Here is a 16873-nt window from a genome sequence, read left to right as displayed (position 1 = left end):
AGAACTTGTTATGACTTCGCAGACGGCTCCGGCATGAGCAACGGCAGACCGGCCCCGCGCACGCTGCGGCAGACGCCGTCGCTGGCCGCGGCTGCGGCCAGGCGCTCGGCGTCCGGCACGCCGTAGGAGGTGGTCCGCTGGCGCACCGGCCTTCCGGTGTGGGCGACCATGGCCTCCAGCTCGCTGATCGTCTTGAACGAGCCGTTCTCCGACCCGGCCATCCTGCTGATCGTCTCCTCCATCAGCGTGCCGCCCAGGTCGTTGACCCCGCCCCGCAGCACCTCGCGGCAGAGGTCGTCCTGGAGCTTCACCCAGGAGCACTGGATGTTGGCGATCGCCCCGTGCAGCAGGATGCGGGCCAGCGCGTGCACGGCCCGGTTCTCCCGTGCCGTCGGCCCGGGCCGGGCGATCCCCGCCAGGTAGATGGGCGCGCTGTGGTGGACGAACGGCAGCAGCACGAACTCGGAGAACCCGCCGGTCTCCTCCTGGATGCGGCGGATCAGCCGGATGTGCGCCACCCAGTGGGCGTGGGTGTCCACGTGGCCGTACATCATCGTGGAGGTCGTGGGGATGCCGGTCCGGTGCGCGGTCGAGATGACCTCGACCCACTCGGCGGTGGGCAGCTTGCCCTTGGTCAGCACCCAGCGCACGTCGTCGTCGAGGATCTCGGCCGCGGTGCCCGGGAGCGAGTCCACGCCCGCCTCCCTGGCGGCGACCAGCCAGTCCTCGATGGACAGGCCGGTGCGGCTGGCGCCGTTGATGACCTCCATCGGCGAGAACGCGTGGACGTGCATCCCGGGCACCCTCGCCTTGACCGCCCTGGCGATGTCGAAGTACGCCGTACCGGGCATGTCCGGGTGGATGCCGCCCTGCATGCACACCTCGGTCGCCCCGGCCTGCCACCCCTCCCAGGCGCGGTCGGCGACCTGCTCCAGCGAGAGCGTGTAGGCGTCGGCGTCGGTACGGCGCTGCGCGAAGGCGCAGAAGCGGCAGCCGGTGTAGCAGACGTTGGTGAAGTTGATGTTCCGGTTCACCACGTAGGTGACCTCGTCCCCGGCCGCCTGCCGGCGCAGGCCGTCGGCGATCCGGCACAGCTCGTCCAGCGCGGCGTCGTCGGCGCCCGCGCCGCGCTGGTCCCCGGCCAGGCCAAGCAGGACGAGCGCCTGGGCGTCGCTCAGCCCGGCCGGGTCGGTCTCGGCCGCGCGCAGGGCCTCCCGCACGTCCGCCGCGACCCGGCCCGCCGTGCCGGTGGCGCCGGCGGCCCCGATGGCACCGGCGGCGGTCCCGGCGCCCGCCGAGGGCAGCCGTTCCCTGATCGCCTCCCAGTCGCCGTAGACGTCGTCGAAGTCGGCGCGGCGGTCGGCGCTGCGCCCCTCGGTGTCGACGGCCGTGTGCAGGTCGACCCGGCCCAGTGAGACGAAGCCGCCGTCCGGCTCCTGCCAGGGACGGCCGGTCACGACCGCGTCCTCGCGGGCCAGGCCGGTCCGCGGGTCGGCCAGCGCGGCCACGTGCGCGTTCAGCCTCGGGTCCAGCCAGGGCTCCCCGGCCAGCACGTACTCGGGGTAGATGGTCAGCCGCTCGCGCAGCGCGAACCCGGCGGCGGCCGTACGGGCGGCCAGGTCGTCGATCTGCGGCCAGGGGCGCTCGGGGTTGACGTGGTCGGGCGTCAGCGGCGAGACGCCGCCCCAGTCGTCGATGCCCGCGGCGATCATCAGTTCGTACTCGGAGTCGACCAGGTTCGGCGGGGCCTGCACCCGCATCCTCGGCCCCATCACCAGCCGGGTCACCGCGATGGTGGCGGCCAGTTCCTGCAGGTCGGCGTCGGGCATGCCGCGCATCGCGGTGTCCGGCTTGGCGCGGAAGTTCTGGACGATGATCTCCTGGAGGCCGCCGTACTCGCGCGCCACCCTGCGCAGCGCGAACAGCGAGTCGGCGCGCTCGGCGACGGTCTCGCCGATGCCGATCAGGATGCCGCTGGTGAACGGCACGTTCGTCCGCCCGGCGTCCTCCAGCACCCGCAGCCGCACGGCGGGGTCCTTGTCGGGCGAGCCGTGGTGGGCCTGTCCCTTCTCCTCGAACAACCGCCGCGAGGTCGTCTCCAGCATCATGCCCATCGAGGGCGCCACCGGCTTGAGGCGCTGCAGGTCCTGCCAGGTCATGACGCCCGGGTTCAGGTGCGGCAGCAGCCCGGTCTCCTCCAGCACCCGCACGGCCATCGCGCGCACGTAGGAGAGCGTGTTGTCGTAGCCGTGCGCGTCCAGCCACTCGCGGGCCTGGTGCCAGCGGTCCTCGGGCCGGTCGCCGAGGGTGAACAGCGCCTCCTTGCACCCCATCGCCGCGCCCTGCCGGGCGATCTCGAGCACCTCGTCGGGGCTGAGGAACATGCTCTCCAGCTTGTGCGGGGCGGTGGCGAACGTGCAGTACCCGCAGCGGTCGCGGCACAGCCGGGTCAGCGGGATGAAGACCTTGCGGCTGTAGGTGACGACCCCCGGGCGGCCGGCCGCCTCCAGCCCGGCGTCCCGGACCCGGCCGGCGTGGCCGAGCAGGGTCTGCAGATGGTCGTCCCGCGCGTGCAGCAGAACGGTCGCTTCGGTCATATCAAGAGCTTTGCCGTCGCGGGCCCTGGCCAGAGCCCGGCGCATCGCGGTGTCGGTGGGGTTGGAGCTCATGACCGCACAGTACGGCGCGGCGGGCACCCGCGGGGCGGCGGGTGCCCGCCACCCGGGCCGACACTTCAGGATCCCTAAAGTGTCGCGCAAGCAGATCTCGATAGACATAAATGCTTGCAGCTACATAGATTAGAGGCATCACCCCGGCCCGCACCCGCGGGAACCGGCCGGACAGACGGGGCACCCGCCCCGGACCTCGACCCAGGAGCCGACAATGATCTGGTTTCTTCTCGCCCTCGTCGCCGTCGCCGTCCTCGCCCCGATGATCGGGGCCGACACCCGCGACGGGCGCGACTGGCAGAGCCACGAGCCCTCCCCCGAGGAAGGCGAGCTCAGAACCACCGATGATCGCGTACGGGTGCCCGCGGCCCGCGAGCGGGTGGCCGCGCACCGCCCAACCGCAGTAACCGGCTGACCCGGTGCCGGTGCCCCCGGTAGGGAGCGAGCAGCGTGAGCATCCGCGCGTCGTCCGCCCGTTCCCCGCTCAGCGACCAGCCGACCAGCGACGGCAGGTGGAAGTCCCCGACCGAGACGGCGTCCGCGTCGCCGTGCGAACGCTGTCGCACCTCGGCGGACGTCCACACCCCGATCCCGGGCAGCGCCCGTAGCAGCCTGTCCAGCTCGGCGCTGCCCCCGGCCGCCTCCAGCTTCGCGGCGTGCCCGGCCGCGTTCACGATCGTCCTGGCCCGTACGGCCTCCGCGCCGGCACGGTGCCAGTCCCACGACGGGATCGACCGCCACACCTCGGGGCCCGGGAAGACGCGCATCCCCTCGGGCGCGGGCCCCGGCGCGGGATCCCCGTAACGGCCCAGCAGCCACCGCCACGCCCGCCTGGCCTCGGCGACGACCACCTTCTGCTCCAGGACGGCCGGCACCAGCGCCTCCAGCACCCGCGACGTCCGCCCGATCCGCAGCCCCGGATAGCGCCTGGCCGCGTCCCGCACCACCTCGTGCCCGGGGACGAACCCCGAGACGTCGTCGTCGGCGCCGAGCAGCGCCGGAAGCGTCGCCAGCATCCACTCCGCCCCCGGCCCCCACGCCGTGGCCGCCACCCGGCCGGACACCCCCGCCACCCGCAGCGTCCCCGGCCCGTCCGGGGTGCGCGAGGTGCGCCAGAAGGCCCCGCCGGGCTCCGCCCTCATCGTGGGATCCCCCGGGCCGCGCCGGTACGGGCCCAGCACCAGCGCCGGGTCCACCGGCCACGGGGCACTCCACCGGCGTTCCCGCACCGCGGACCGGCCGGAGGTGACCATCGACGACCCCGCCGTCCGCGCCGTGACCGTCAGATGTCGCTGGAGAAGCGGATCGCGGACTCGGGGAGCACGACCCCGGGCCAGACGCGGCTCCCGGCGAGCAGCTCGTTCCCCGGGCCGACCACGGCCCCGTCGCCGACCACCACGTCCCTCAGGACCGCTCCACACTCGATCCGCGCGCCGATGCCGACCACCGAGTCGACCACGACGGCCGCCGAGTGCACCTCGCAGTCGTCCCCGAGCACGCTGCCGCTGACCTGCGCCCCGGACTCCACGAGCGCGCGGGCACCGATCACCGATCCGCCGGAGACCTTCGCCTCGGGAGAGATCATCGCTCCGGGCAGGGCCAGGAAGTCGCCGGTGGGGCCCGGCAGGGCGGGCGAGGCCAGGCGGCCCAGCACCAGGTCGCGGGAGCCCTGCACGAAGGCGGCGGGCGTGCCCACGTCGAGCCAGTAGGACGCGTCGGCGTACCCGAGCACCAGGGCGCCGTCCTCGATCAGCCCGGGGAACGTCTGGCGCTCGACCGAGACGACCTCGCCCGCCGGGATCGTGTCGATCACCGAGCGGGTGAAGACGTAGCACCCGGCGTTGATCCGGTTGGTGACCGGGTTGGGGGTCTTCTCCAAAAAGGCCGTCACCCGTCCCTGCTCGTCGGTCGGCACGCAGCCGAAGCGCGAGGGGTCGTCCACCTCGGTCAGGTGCAGGGTGACGGCGGCCCGGCGGGCGACGTGCGTGGCGACCTGGTCGCCGATGTCGTGGCCGGAGAGCACGTCGCCGTTGAGCACCAGCACCGGATCGTCCGGGCCCGCGGTCAGCGCCCGGGAGGCGTTGCGGATCGCGCCGCCGGTGCCGAGCGGGAGGTCCTCGGTCACGTACTCCAGGGCGAGGCCGAACGCCTCGCCGTCGCCGAACGCCTCGGAGAACATCTCCGCCCGGTAGGAGGTGGCGAACACGATGCGCCGGACGCCGAACGCCCTGGCACGGGCGATCTGGTGCGCCAGGAAGGGCACTCCCGCCGTGGGCAGGAGCGGTTTCGGCGTGCCCAGCGTCAGGGGACGCAGGCGCGTTCCCTGCCCACCGACGAGAAGGATCGCCTCAAGATCCGGCAAAGGGGTCTCCGTCATTCCGCGAGGTTAACTCACTGCTCGGCCGCACGCTGGTAGGAGAGCATATGCGCCTCCGCCGACGCCTCCCAGGTGAACTCCTTGGCACGGGCGATCCCGGCCGCGGACAGCGCCTTCCTGCGCTCGGGCGAGGACAGCAGCGTACGCAGCGCGTCCGCGATGCTCTCGGCGTCCGGCTCGGTGTAGGCGACCGCGTCGCCGCCCACTTCGGGCAGCGAGGTGCGGTGTGTGGTCAGCACGGGCGCGCCGCAGGCCATGGCCTCCAGCACCGGAAGGCCGAAGCCCTCGCCCCGGGAGGGGAACGCCGCGACCGTCGCCCCGCCGAGGAAGCCGCACAGGTCGGCGAAGGACAGGAATCCGGGGCGCAGCACCCGCACGGTCGCGGGGACCTCCTCCACCGCGGCGTCGACCTGGGCGTCACGGACGCCCCCGGCGAGCACCAGGGCGGGCGGGTCGGCGAGGTCCTCGACGGCGCGGACGAAGCCGCGGATCAGGTTCGGCACGTTCTTGCGGGGCTCCAGCGGGCCCAGGAAGGCCACGTACGGGGCGCCGTGCAGGCCGAGCCGGTCGGAGGCGTGCTCGATCTCGCGCTCGGACGGCGGGTGGAACAGCGCCGGGTCGACCCCGTGGTAGGCGACGTCGATGCGGGTCGGGTCGGCCGACAGCAGCCGGATCAGCTCGTCCCTGGTGGCCTTGGAGGGCACGATCACCCGGGTGGCGTGCCGGACCGCGGTGCGGGTCGCCGCCCGGAAGAACGCCGCCTTGACCGCGTCGTGCTGCAGGGGCTCGGTGAAGGAGGTCAGGTCGTGCACGGTGGCGACGGTCGGCAGGCCCGGGCTCAGCGGGATCGAGTAGAAGGGGGCGTGGATGACCTCGGCCCCGGCATGGCGGGCCAGGAACGGCAGCCCCGTCTGCTCCCACGTCAGGCGCGCGGCCCGGTTGGTGATCCCGTGGGGCCCCGGCACGATCCGGGCCGAGGGCGCCAGCGCGGCGTAGCGGGCCGCGTCGGCACGCTGGCAGACGACCGCGAGATCGGCGCCCGCCCGGTCCAGGGCGGCGACGAGCCCGTCGACGTACCGGATCAGCGCACCGCGATCGGCCGGGACCGCGGCCGCGTCGACGAGCACTCTGGGCGACAAGAAGGATCGCTCCCCTCATGATCCACTCGGGACGACAGTCCCCTTCTTCTGCTCACTCTATTGCCCGCAGCTCCGGAAACGTGGGGGAAATCACACGGCTTTTCCCGAAGCGTGGTCCTTCCGGGACCCCCCGGCGCGGCGCACGGCCAGACCGGCCAGACCGGCGCAGAGAAGATCACCGACGATGATCACGATCCTGGAGCAGAGCGCCACCGCGATGGCCGGTCCCCGGTCCAGGACCGGCGCCAGGACGGCCACCATCGCGACCTCCCGCACCCCCGCCCCGGCCGGGACGACGAACGTCATGATGCCCAGGCACCAGGAGAGCGCGAACGCCCCCACGCAGAACACGGCCACCGACAGGGCGGAGAACCCCGGGGACCCCCCGGAGTCGAGGTCCGCGACGATCGCCGCCAGGTGCAGCCCGTAGGCGACCCAGCCGGCCAGCGCCCAGCCCAGTGCGGTGAGCAGGCCCCTGCGGGTGAGCGGGCGCTCCAGCGGCTCGCGTCCCAGCCTGCGCAGCCCGAACCCCAGGACGGCGTTGACCACCCTCGGCTGGAACGCCACCGCCAGCACCGGGATCAGCAGGAACGCCCACGCGTACGGCGCGACCGAGCCCGGCAGGGTCGCCGACAGCGTCACCCCGGCCACCACCAGCCCGCTGCCGAGCTGTACCGGCAGGGTCAGGAAGAACGCGGCGGCGCTGCGCGAGCGCGGCACGCCCAGCTCCCGGCCCATCTCCATCTGGGCGATCACCGGCCAGAGCGAGCCCGGGATGTACTTGCCGAGCTGCCCCACGAAGAAGACCCTGGCCCCGGCCCGCAGCGGCAGCGGCGAGCCCAGGTCGGCCAGGAGCGCCCGCCAGGTCATCATCCCGCCGCACAGCGCGGCGACCACCGCGACCAGGGACAGCGTCAGCGACGTCCAGGACAGCAGGGCGAACCCGTCGCGGATCTCGTCCCACTGCCTCACCACCACCCAGGCGCCGAATCCCAGCGCGAGGGCCAGGAAGGCGATGCGGGCCAGCCGCTTCACCGCGGGCGCACCGGCTCCGGCGGCCGGGGCAGGGACGGCCCGGCCGGGCGGCGTCCCCCCTTGGTCGCCACCCACAGGTAGGTGGGCACCACCGGCAGCAGCGCCCGCAGCACCGGCCGCGGCAGCCGCGAGAGCACGGCCCCGGCCACCCGCCCCACCGGGCCGGGGAAGAGCTCGTTCCCGGCGAAGGCCGCCGGGGTGACCAGCACCGGGAAGGTGTAGTCCCACACCCTCAGGCCCCGCACCATCAGGCGCAGGCCGCGCCGGGTGCGGTAACGCTCGTAGTAGCTGTCGGCGCGGCCGAAGAGCCGCACGTAGCGGTCGGCCAGCGCGGGCGGCAGGTAGGACAGGAACGGCAGTCTGTAGTGCGGCTCCATCACCCCGAGCCGGTTGCCCAGCCCCAGGTACAGGACGCCGTCGTCGGAGAGCACCCGGCGCATCTCCGCCATGATCGCGTCCGGGTCGACCACGTGCTCGTAGATGTGGTTGAACACCAGCACGTCGATCGAGCCGTCCGGGAAGGGCAGCGCGGTGCCGTCGGCGCAGACGAACTCGACCCGCTCGCCGAACCGCCGGGCCGCCTTGCGCAGCCCCGGCACGTCGATGTCGACGCCGAACGTCCGGTGGGCGCCCGCCGCGGCCAGCTCGTCGGCGATGAAGCCCGCCGAGCAGCCGATGTCGGCGACCGTCAGACCGGCCAGCACGTCGGTGTCGCGGCCGAGGAAGTGGCCGAGCACCGCGACGATCTTCGCGGCCTTCCTGCGGCGCTTCTCCTCGTCCAGCATCGCCGCCTGGAACTCGGAGTACTCCAGCTGCGCGACCCGCTCGGCGCTCATCACTGCCTCACCGCTCCTGTTCTCCCGTCCGGGCGGCGCCGGGGCGCCACGCCGCACAAGAGTACCGGTGGCCCGCCGCCCTACCGCCGTGTGACAACGCCGTCGTACCCTGGGCGGATGCTCAGCCGACTGCGGTCAAGCCGCCTGCTCCGCGTGCTGCTCGCGCTGGTCGCGCTGGGTTTCCTCGGGTACGGCCTGGCCGGGAACCGCGAGCAGACGGCCGCGGCGGTGGCACAGCTGTCGGTGTGGACGCTGGTGGGCTCCTACCTGTCGGTGATGGTCGGGATCGCCGTGATGGTGCTGGCCTGGCGGACCGTGCTGGCCGGCATGGGCTCGCCGCTGCCGCTCGGTGCCGCCGCGCGGGTGTTCTTCGTCGGCCAGCTCGGCAAGTACGTGCCGGGCAGCGTCTGGGCGTACGCCGCGATGATCGAGCTGGGCCGCGACCACCGCGTCCCGCCCCGGCGGATGTTCGGCTCGATCTCCCTGGCGCTGCTGATCTCCCTGGGCTGCGCCCTGCTGGTGGCGGCGGTGACCCTGCGCGAGACCATGGCCCAGGCGTGGTACCTGACGGCGCTGATCCCCGTCATCGCCGTCTGCCTGCACCCCAGGGTGCTCACGTTCGGGCTGGAGACGGCCCTGCGCGTCGCCCGCCAGGAGCCGCTCGGCCAGGGCCGGCTGCTCGGCGGCAGGACCGTGCTGGCCGCGGTCGCCCTCACGGTCACCGGCTGGCTGGCGTACGGCCCGCACCTGCTGCTCCCCCTGGCCGACCTGGGCGCCCTGGGAGAGGCGGGCTCGCTGTACGCGGTGGCCACCGGCGCCTACGCGCTGGCCTGGGCGACGGGCATCGTCACGGTGATCGTCCCCGCCGGGATCGGCGTCCGCGAGGGGGCGATGGTGCTCGCCCTGGCACCGGTGCTGGACTCCCCCAGGGCCCTGGTGGCGGCGGTGGTGTCCAGGGTGATGTTCACCCTGGCCGACGTGAGCTGGGCCGGGATCGGCTTTCTGTGGGGACGCCTCTCCCGCACCGGGACCGCCCGGCAGGACGGCGGCCCCTCCGAGGACACGCTCCGCGACCGGGCCGCTCAGCGCGACAGCAGCGCCTCGACGTAGGCGGCCCAGTACGGCTCGGGGTCGACGGGCTTGACCCCGGCGCGCAGCCGCTCGGGCTCACCGGGACGGTAGAACGCGGCCAGCACGGCGCGCAGGTCCTCGACCGAGCCGGGCTCGGCCAGCAGCCCGTCCACCCCGTCGGTGACGTGCTCGCCCAGCGTCCCCGCCCGGGTCGCGATCACCGGCACCCCGTGCTCGTGGCCCATCCAGACCTGCTGACTGGCCGTCCCGCTCCGGTAGGGCAGCACCAGCGCGTCCACGTCCGCGAACAGCCCCGGCACGTCCGCCGCGGCCACGTACCCCGGCCGCAGCTCCACCCGATCCGACACCCTCAGCTCGGCGGCCAGCTCCCTGGTCCGCTCCTCCAGGCCGCCCCAGAACTCCCCGGCCACCCGCAGCGACACGCCCTCGGGCAGCGCGCGCACCAGCAGGTCCAGCCCCTTGTACGGCCGGACCAGGCCGAAGAAGAGCAGCCGCCGGTGCACGCCCCCGGTCGTCGCGGCGCGCCCGGCGTGACCGGGGGCCCGCGCGGGCAGGTGCGGCGCCATCTCGGCCGTCCGCACCGACCGGGCACCCAGCTCCCGGGCCTTGGCCGCCTGCCCCTCGGAGTGGACCAGCACCGCGTCCACCCGGCGCAGCAGGGCCCTCATCAGCGGCCTGTCGTACGGCTTGGGCTCGTGCGGGAGCACGTTGTGGCAGAGCGCCACCGTCCGGGTCCCGCGGCCCAGCCCGGCCAGGACGCCCAGGTAGGGCGGGACCTGCACCGGGCTGAGGACGGTCAGGACGACCAGGTCGGCGTCGCGGAGCCTCCGCCCGGCGCGGACCCAGCCGTCCGGGCGGCGCCAGTCCAGCTCGCGCCGCACGTTCCCGAAGGGCTCGCCGTCGGGCGTGTCCGCGGTCTGCCTGCCCGGATACAGGAAGGAGGGGTACTGGGCCCGCCAGGACTCGATCACCACGTCGTGCCCGGCGGCCCGCAGCCGGTGGGCCAGCTCGGTGGTGTGCGCGGCGCCGCCGCCCTTGTAGGGGTACGTCGGCCCGACCAGGACGACGCGCACCTACTCGCTCCGGGAGCGCACGATGAGGTCGGCCAGCAGCGCCAGCGAGCCGATGAGCAGGCCGGAGATGAAGATCAAGGTGGTGTTGCTGGCCAGGTAGAAGGGCGTCCTGACGTTGTCGTAGATCCCCTTGGCCACCCCGACGCCGATCAGCCAGAGCGCGGGCGGCATGAGCACCTTGAGCGGGTTGAAGTACATGACCATCCGCAGCACCTGCAGGATGTAGCGGTAGGCGTCGGAGACGAAGCTGAACTTCGACTTCCCGGCCCGCTTGCTGTAGCCGATCGGCAGGTAGTAGACGTCGTGCTGGTTCGACAGGAACGACAGCGTGATCGTGGTGACGCAGGAGAAGCCGGGCGGCAGCAGCCGCAGGTAGGGCTTGGCGACCGACCTGCGGAACGCCCGCAGCCCGCTGTTGAGGTCGGGGATCTTCTGCCCGGCCAGCCGCTCGGCCACCTTGCGGATGAACCACTTGGCCGGGACCCGCAGGAACTTGTGCGAGCCCTCCTCGCTGGTCCGCGCGCCCACCACCTGGTCGATGGCCGGGTCCTTCTCCAGGATCTGGACGAGCTCGGGGATGCGCTCGTTCGGGTAGGTCATGTCGGCGTCGGTCCACACGACGATCTCGCCGCGCGCCTCCTGCGTGCCGATCCTGCGCACCGTGCCCGAGCCGCCGTTGCGGTGGAAGGCCCTGATCCGCATGTTCGGGAACCGGGGCGCGGCCTCCTGCAGCCTGGCCAGGGTCTGGTCGGTGGAGCAGTCGTCGACGGCCACCAGCTCGTAGGTGTACCCGCTGTGGTCCATCGCCTCGCAGATCCGCTCGACCTCGGCGATGACGTGGTCCTGCTCGTTGTAACACGGCAGGACGATGGTCACGTACGGTGTTGCGTCCACGGCTGATCCACTCTCGGGCTCTCGGCATGCTTCTCGACGGGCGAGAATACTCTGCCCGGCCGGGAACCGAGCGCACTACGCCTCTTCCTGGCGGCGGTGACGCCTCGCTCGCGGGCGGGTCCTCCCCTCTATGTACCCGCGGCCGGGACCGCCATCCAGACGTCGGCGGACAGGGACCAGGTGGCGTTCGGCGCGTCGACCAGGGAGCGTTCGTCCTGGCGGACGCGGAGGTTCATGACCTGGACGGGCATCCCGTACGCGAACAGTTGCGTGTCCTTGGCGGCGAGCAGCACCGGGACGCGCCCGGCGGCGCGGACCCGGGCGGCCAGCCGGGCGACGTCGGCGGGGGCGGGCACGTCCGAGCGGGGGGCCAGGACGATCCGGGCGGTGGGGACGTCACAGGTGCCCCGGACGACCTGGGTGAAGCGGTCGGCGGTGACGCGCTCGGCGACGAGCACCGAGGCGCGGGCGGGCAGGGCCGCGCAGAGCGCCTCGACCGCTGCGCGCTCGCCGCGCTCGACCGGGGTGAAGGCCGTCCCCGCGGAGGTGATCACGGGGAAGGCCAGCAGCAGGACGGCGCCGCCCACGGTGATCCGGCGCCGCGCGGCCGGGCCGTACCCGGACCGGCGGGCCCGGTCGCGCAGGTGGCGAAGGCCCCAGACGGCCAGCAGGACCAGGCCAGGGATGATCACGGGGACCAGCCGGCGGGCGGCCCACGGGTGGTCGGGGGTGATGGCCGGACGGTAGAGGGTGCCCGCGGTGGTCCAGAGGACGACGGCCAGCGGAAGCGCCCATCCTGCGGCCGTTCCCCGCACCAGCCTGCGGGCGAGCACCGCCGCGGCGAGCACGGCCAGCAGCGCCGCCGGGATCCCGACGTACCAGGCCACCCAGTGCGCCGAGTTCTCGTAGTAGAGCCGGTACGCCTCGGTCGGCAGGCCGTTGGCCTTCTGGACCGCGGCGATGAAGAGGGAGGTCGTGCGGTCCTCCGGCGTGGTGGGCCGGCGGGTCACGGTCTGCAGCCACGGCCGCACCGCGAAGGCCGCGGCGGCCAGGACGACCAGGCCGGAGGCGGCCCCGGGCAGCCACCGGACCCGGGCGGCCCGCCGCACCGGGCCCGCGAGACGCGGGGCGAGCGCCGCGGCCACCGCGATGAGGAGCACGACCGCGCCGCAGATGAGCAGCAGCGGCACCAGCGAGCCCGACAGGTACCTCAGGTACGGCCGCGACAGCAGGTAGGCGGCGGCCAGCCCCAGCCCGGCCCCGGCCACCAGCCCGCCGAGCAGCGGCACGCCCGCCCGGCCCGCCTCCCGCTCACCGGCCCGGCCACGGGCGATCAGCAGCCCGGCGTAGGCGAGCACCGGGAGCAGGTCGCGCAGCCCGTCGATCCTGACCATGACCGCCAGCCCGATCACCAGCCCGGCCAGGCCCGCGAGCCCCCTCGTTCCCGCGGCCCTCCCGGGGTCCGCCCCCCCGAGGCCCACCGGCCCGGACCCGGCACCCGGGCCGGGCGGGGACCCGGTGACCGCGCGGGACCGTGCTCCGGCGCCGGGCGGCAGGGCGTCGGACAGCCGGGCGTCGTGCAGCAGGGCGAGGCCCCCGAAGATCAGGATCAGGGAGGGTATCTCGCTGAAGGTGGTCCGCGAGGTGTAGAGGATCGGCAGGCAGACGGCGAAGAGCAGCGCGGCGAGCCAGGCCCAGCGGGGTCCGATGAGCCGGGCGGCCATGCCCCCGACGACGAGCACGGCCGCCGCCCCCAGCAGGGGGGGCACCAGCAGCATCCCGGCGATGTCGCCCGCCCAGGCGCCTGCCGCGTGCAGCATCGGCGCCCCGGGCATGAACTGGGGCACGACGGCCCCGCCGAAGTCGTAGAAGCCCACGCTGTCGAAGCGCAGCGCCGGGTCGGCGCCGCCGAAGGCCCACTCCCCGCGGGGCACCGGCAGGGAGCCGTGCCCGGCCAGCCAGAGGGCGTACTGCGCGTAGGTGCCGGGGTCGCGGCGGACGATCAGCTGCTCGCCGTGCAGCAGGCCGTTGAAGATCCCCGAGCCCAGGGCGACCGCGACCACCGAGGCGACCTGCCGGGCGGTGGCCCCGGCGATCTCCGGCACGCGCCGCAGGCCGTACCGGCACAGCAGCGCGACGGTCACCAGCCCGAGCGGGACCGCGGCGAGCGGCCGGAAGGCACCGAGCAGCAGCAGCGGCAGACCGGCGAGCAGCCAGCCCGCCACCGCCAGCGCGGGCAGGACCGGGAGCACGGCGAGCACCCTGCCCGCCGAGGGCGTGGTGCGCGCGCGATCCAGCGGGCCGGTGGTCATGATGCGACCAGAGCGTAGTGCCAACCCCGGGCCGCGACGGGCGCGCCGTGCCCGTACCCGGCCGCGGGCGCGGCGTCGCGGGGAAGCCGGTAGCGTACGCCAGCGTGCGAGGAGGGGGAAGAGTGGTCGGGTGGGCGCGGCTGCGTCGGCGGTTCCCGGGCGTCCGCGGGCTCCCGGGCGGACGCGTTCCCCCCGGCGGGCACGACTCCGCCGGGGAGCAGGACCTCACCGGGGAGCAGGGCTCTTCCGCCGGGCGCGGGCTGCGGGAGCATCGCTGGTTCCTGGGGCTGCTGGGCGCGGGGGTCGTGCTGCGGCTGGTCACCGTGCTCGGTTACCGTCCCGCGCTCTGGTTCCCCGACTCCTACACCTACGTCGTCACCGCGTTGAAGCCCCGCCCGGACCTGGTCCGGCCCGCCGGGTACCCGATGCTCCTGCGGCTGCTGGAGCCGTTCCACGACTTCGCCGTGGTCACGGTGGTCCAGCACCTGCTGGGCCTGCTGGTCGGCCTGCTGGTCTACCTCACCGCGCGGCGGCTGGGCGCGCCCGGCTGGGCCGCGGCCCTCGCCTCCGCCCCCTCCCTGCTGGACGCCTACCAGATCGAGCTGGAACACCTGCTGGTCTCCGACACCCTCTTCACGCTCCTGGTCGTCGCGGCGACCTGCCTGGCCGTACGCGGCCACACGAGGTCCGGGGGCCGGATCGGGCGGCGTACCGCGGCCGGGATCGGCCTGCTGCTCGCGGCGGCGACGCTGACCAGGACCGTCGGGCTGCCGCTGGTGGCGCTCTTCGCGGCCTGGCTGATCTTCCGGGAGCGCGGCCGGGTGCTCGCGGCGGGGATCATGCTGGCCGCCGCGGCGGTGCCGATCCTCGGCTACGGGGCCTGGTTCCACGCGACGTACCAGCGGATCGGCATCGTGGGCGCGAACGGCGTCTTCCTGTACGCCAAGACGATGACCTTCGCCGACTGCGGGGTGATGCGGCCGCCGCCGGACCTGGCCGTGCTCTGCGACCCGCGCCCGGCCGCCCTGCGCCCTCCCGCGCAGGAGTACGTCTGGTCGCAGGACTCGCCGCTGGTGAGGCTGCCCGGCATCACCTTCACCCGGGAGAACGACGCGCTGGCCGGGCGGTTCGCCTCGCTGGCGATCCGCAGCCAGCCGCTGGCCTATCTGGGCTCGGTCGCCTCGGAGCTGGCCCGGTCGTTCACCGTGGGCCGCCCGGTCTACCCGGATCAGGAGATCTACGACTACTACCTTTTCCCGGCGACGCCGCCCGCGCCCCCGGGGCGCTATCCGGCGACGGTGGGGGCCCAGGCCGCGGAACGCTACCAGCGGGGCCCGATCTCCACCCGGATCGTCGAACCGTACGCGGGCTGGATGCGTACCTACCAGGGAGTCGCCGGACTGCCGGGCGCGGCGGTGCTGGTGATCCTGCTGCTGCCGCCCACGGCGGCGTGCGTCCGGCGGTTCCGCCCGGACTCCACGGCGTGGGCGCTGCCCTGGTCGGTGGCGGCGGTGCTGCTGGTGATGCCTCCGGCGGTGGCCGAGTTCGACTACCGCTACGTGCTGCCCGCGGTGCCCGCCGCCTGCCTGGCAGCAGCACTGATCGTAAGTAAACCTAAATTCCGTAACATTCCACTAAATGTCCGTATCTGAGTATGCTGGCCGCCGGATCCCGCAGCGGCCTCAGGGGGCGGTCTTGGCCAAGTTCGCATCATCACGGCTCCTGGTGCGCACCCCATGATCTACTCTTTGGGCGCGATGATCGAGCCGCATCACCACCGGAAGACGCCGCCGAGCGGGAGGACCGCATGAGCGACCACCGGCAGGCCACCGTCAGAGACCGCCGGGCCGAGACGACCTCCCCCGGCCGCCGGGCGACGCGGCGAGCGGGAGCGCAGACACCCACCGAGCCGAGCCCGTCCGCGAATCCGCCGCCCCCCGGGCAGGCCCCGCCCAAGGGCAGGGGCCGCAGGCCGCGGCGCCTCGGCATCGGCGCCTGGGCGAGCATCGCGGCGACCGGGGTGCTGGTGCTCGGCACCCTGGGCGGATACAAGGTCTACCGGGACACGCTGGGCGAGTTCCAGACGGTCGACCTCTCCGGCAAGCTCGGCAACAACCGGCCGGTGAACGCCACGGGCGCGCTCAACGTGCTCATCGTGGGCTCCGACACCCGCGAGGGCGACAACCTCAAGTACGGCCAGAAGATGGCCAACGCGGGCAAGCGCACCGACACGATCATCCTCATGCACATCGCCCCCGACCGCGACAAGGCGACGTTCGTCAGCTTCCCGCGCGACTCCGTGGTCGACATGCCCCCCTGCAAGTCGGAGACGGGCCAGCAGGTCCCGGCCCGGACCGAGATGATCAACACCGCCTACAACGAGGGCGGCATCACCTGCACGATCACCACGCTCGAAGCGCTCACCGACATCCACATCGACCACTTCGTCGAGGTCGACTTCACCGGCTTCAAGAACATCGTGAACGCCCTCGGCGGCGTCCGGGTCTGCCTGACCAAGCCGGTCGACGACAAGAAGGCGAAGCTCACCCTGGCGGCCGGCTGGCACCTGCTGGCCGGTGAGAAGGCGCTGGGCTACGTCCGGCTGCGCAACTACGGCGACGGCAGCGACATCGGCCGCATCAAGCGCCAGCAGGTCTTCCTCAGCCAGGTGGTGAAGAAGGCCACCAGCACCGAGCTGCTGAGCGACCCCGCCAAGATGCTGAACTTCATCAAGACCGCAGCCCAGTCCGTCCGGATGGACAAGGCCCTGGCCGAGGACACCGGCACCCTGCTCCAGATCGGGCAGAGCGCCCAGAAGCTGACCGCCAGCGGCGTCAAGCTGATCACCGTCCCGTGGGGTCCCCACCCCGACGACCCGAACCGGGTCGCCTGGGTGCAGCCGTACGCCAACCAGCTCTTCGCCGCGATCAAGAACGACACCGAGGTCACCCCGCCCCCGGACCCCAAGGCCAAGCCCGCGGTCAAGCGCGAGCAGGTCAGGCTCCAGGTGTTCAACGGCACCGACACGCCGGGCCGGGCCAAGCAGGTCGCCGACGAGCTGGCGGACCAGGGGTTCGTGGTCACCCACGTCGGCAACGCCCGCCCGGCGACCGGCAACGTGCCCACCACCACGGTGCGCTACGCCAAGAAGGACGCCGCCGACGGCGTCTCCTACGGTGACGCCGTGGCCGCGAGGCTCTCGGGCGACAAGCGCGCCCCGGTCGCGGGCAAGGTCAAGCCCCTCACCACGGAGAAGTACGTGCCGACGGTGGCGCCCCCGCCCACCGCCGGCGGCAAGGCCCCGGACGGGCCGGTCATCCAGCTGATCATCGGTGCCGACTGGCCGGGTGTCCGCGCCCTTCCCAAGATCCCCGACGCCCTCACCGACAAGGTCGTGGACAGCAAGACCAACCCCTGCACCTGACGCCCCCGGCCCGGTCCCGGGG

At 73.6% G+C, this 16873-nt stretch carries 12 protein-coding genes; 3 read left to right on the top strand and 9 right to left on the bottom strand.

What is annotated here, in order from left to right:
* Positions 1–8 precede the first annotated feature (8 nt).
* From ACZ6RT_RS16370 to ACZ6RT_RS16345, 6 genes are all read right to left on the bottom strand, one after another.
* A complete protein-coding gene (locus tag ACZ6RT_RS16370; RefSeq protein WP_470154267.1) occupies positions 9–2642 on the bottom strand; it encodes a bifunctional FO biosynthesis protein CofGH in 2634 nt (877 codons plus the stop codon).
* Between the two features lie 359 nt (positions 2643–3001).
* Complete coding sequence (locus ACZ6RT_RS16365) at positions 3002–3922, bottom strand: DNA-3-methyladenine glycosylase family protein (protein WP_470154236.1); 921 nt, start codon at positions 3920–3922, stop codon at positions 3002–3004.
* A 29-nt stretch (positions 3923–3951) separates the two neighbouring features.
* On the bottom strand, positions 3952–5046 hold the full coding sequence (gene manB, locus ACZ6RT_RS16360; RefSeq protein WP_399185965.1) for a mannose-1-phosphate guanylyltransferase: 1095 nt from the start codon (positions 5044–5046) through the stop codon (positions 3952–3954).
* A 14-nt stretch (positions 5047–5060) separates the two neighbouring features.
* Entirely contained in the window at positions 5061–6185 is a 1125-nt protein-coding gene (locus ACZ6RT_RS16355) for a glycosyltransferase family 4 protein (protein ID WP_470154234.1), read from the bottom strand.
* A 90-nt stretch (positions 6186–6275) separates the two neighbouring features.
* Complete coding sequence (locus ACZ6RT_RS16350; protein ID WP_470154232.1) at positions 6276–7220, bottom strand: lysylphosphatidylglycerol synthase domain-containing protein; 945 nt, start codon at positions 7218–7220, stop codon at positions 6276–6278.
* A complete protein-coding gene (locus ACZ6RT_RS16345) occupies positions 7217–8056 on the bottom strand; it encodes a class I SAM-dependent methyltransferase (protein WP_470154230.1) in 840 nt (279 codons plus the stop codon). The genes ACZ6RT_RS16350 and ACZ6RT_RS16345 overlap by 4 nt, the downstream gene beginning before the upstream one ends.
* A 117-nt stretch (positions 8057–8173) precedes the next feature.
* Here ACZ6RT_RS16345 and ACZ6RT_RS16340 point away from each other — a divergent pair, with 117 nt between their 5' ends.
* Positions 8174–9166, top strand: a complete 993-nt coding sequence (locus ACZ6RT_RS16340; RefSeq protein ID WP_470154228.1) for a lysylphosphatidylglycerol synthase domain-containing protein — start codon at positions 8174–8176, stop codon at positions 9164–9166.
* Here ACZ6RT_RS16340 and ACZ6RT_RS16335 read toward each other — a convergent pair.
* From ACZ6RT_RS16335 to ACZ6RT_RS16325, 3 genes are all read right to left on the bottom strand, one after another.
* Positions 9139–10221, bottom strand: coding sequence for a glycosyltransferase family 4 protein (locus tag ACZ6RT_RS16335; RefSeq protein WP_470154226.1), 1083 nt, complete (start codon positions 10219–10221; stop codon positions 9139–9141). The two genes, ACZ6RT_RS16340 and ACZ6RT_RS16335, sit on opposite strands and share 28 nt — an antisense overlap.
* Positions 10222–11115, bottom strand: a complete 894-nt coding sequence (locus ACZ6RT_RS16330; RefSeq protein WP_399185959.1) for a glycosyltransferase family 2 protein — start codon at positions 11113–11115, stop codon at positions 10222–10224.
* 128 nt (positions 11116–11243) lie between these two features.
* Positions 11244–13427 carry a hypothetical protein gene (locus ACZ6RT_RS16325; RefSeq protein WP_470154224.1) on the bottom strand — a complete coding sequence of 728 codons (2184 nt, stop codon included), beginning with the start codon at positions 13425–13427 and terminating at the stop codon, positions 11244–11246.
* Between the two features lie 122 nt (positions 13428–13549).
* On the opposite strand from ACZ6RT_RS16325, the gene ACZ6RT_RS16320 reads away from it, so the two are divergent.
* Positions 13550–15079 carry a phospholipid carrier-dependent glycosyltransferase gene (locus tag ACZ6RT_RS16320; RefSeq protein WP_470154222.1) on the top strand — a complete coding sequence of 510 codons (1530 nt, stop codon included), beginning with the start codon at positions 13550–13552 and terminating at the stop codon, positions 15077–15079.
* 155 nt (positions 15080–15234) lie between these two features.
* A complete protein-coding gene (locus ACZ6RT_RS16315; protein WP_399185955.1) occupies positions 15235–16851 on the top strand; it encodes an LCP family protein in 1617 nt (538 codons plus the stop codon).
* The last annotated feature ends 22 nt before the right edge of the window (positions 16852–16873 follow it).

The sequence above is a fragment of the Streptosporangium sp. NPDC050148 genome, from assembly GCF_055586505.1.
The sequence above is the reverse complement of the archived record's forward strand: the minus strand, read 5'-3'. Positions and strand labels throughout refer to the sequence as shown.

Bases quoted from the DNA above. Each gene is read 5' to 3' on its own strand.
- ACZ6RT_RS16365 (WP_470154236.1), bottom strand. From the start codon at position 3,922: ATGGTCACCTCCGGCCGGTCCGCGGTGCGGGAACGCCGGTGGAGTGCC.
- manB (WP_399185965.1), bottom strand. From the start codon at position 5,046: ATGACGGAGACCCCTTTGCCGGATCTTGAGGCGATCCTTCTCGTCGGT.
- ACZ6RT_RS16370 (WP_470154267.1), bottom strand. From the start codon at position 2,642: ATGCGCCGGGCTCTGGCCAGGGCCCGCGACGGCAAAGCTCTTGATATG.
- ACZ6RT_RS16315 (WP_399185955.1), top strand. From the start codon at position 15,235: ATGAGCGACCACCGGCAGGCCACCGTCAGAGACCGCCGGGCCGAGACG.
- ACZ6RT_RS16340 (WP_470154228.1), top strand. From the start codon at position 8,174: ATGCTCAGCCGACTGCGGTCAAGCCGCCTGCTCCGCGTGCTGCTCGCG.
- ACZ6RT_RS16345 (WP_470154230.1), bottom strand. From the start codon at position 8,056: ATGAGCGCCGAGCGGGTCGCGCAGCTGGAGTACTCCGAGTTCCAGGCG.
- ACZ6RT_RS16325 (WP_470154224.1), bottom strand. From the start codon at position 13,427: ATGACCACCGGCCCGCTGGATCGCGCGCGCACCACGCCCTCGGCGGGC.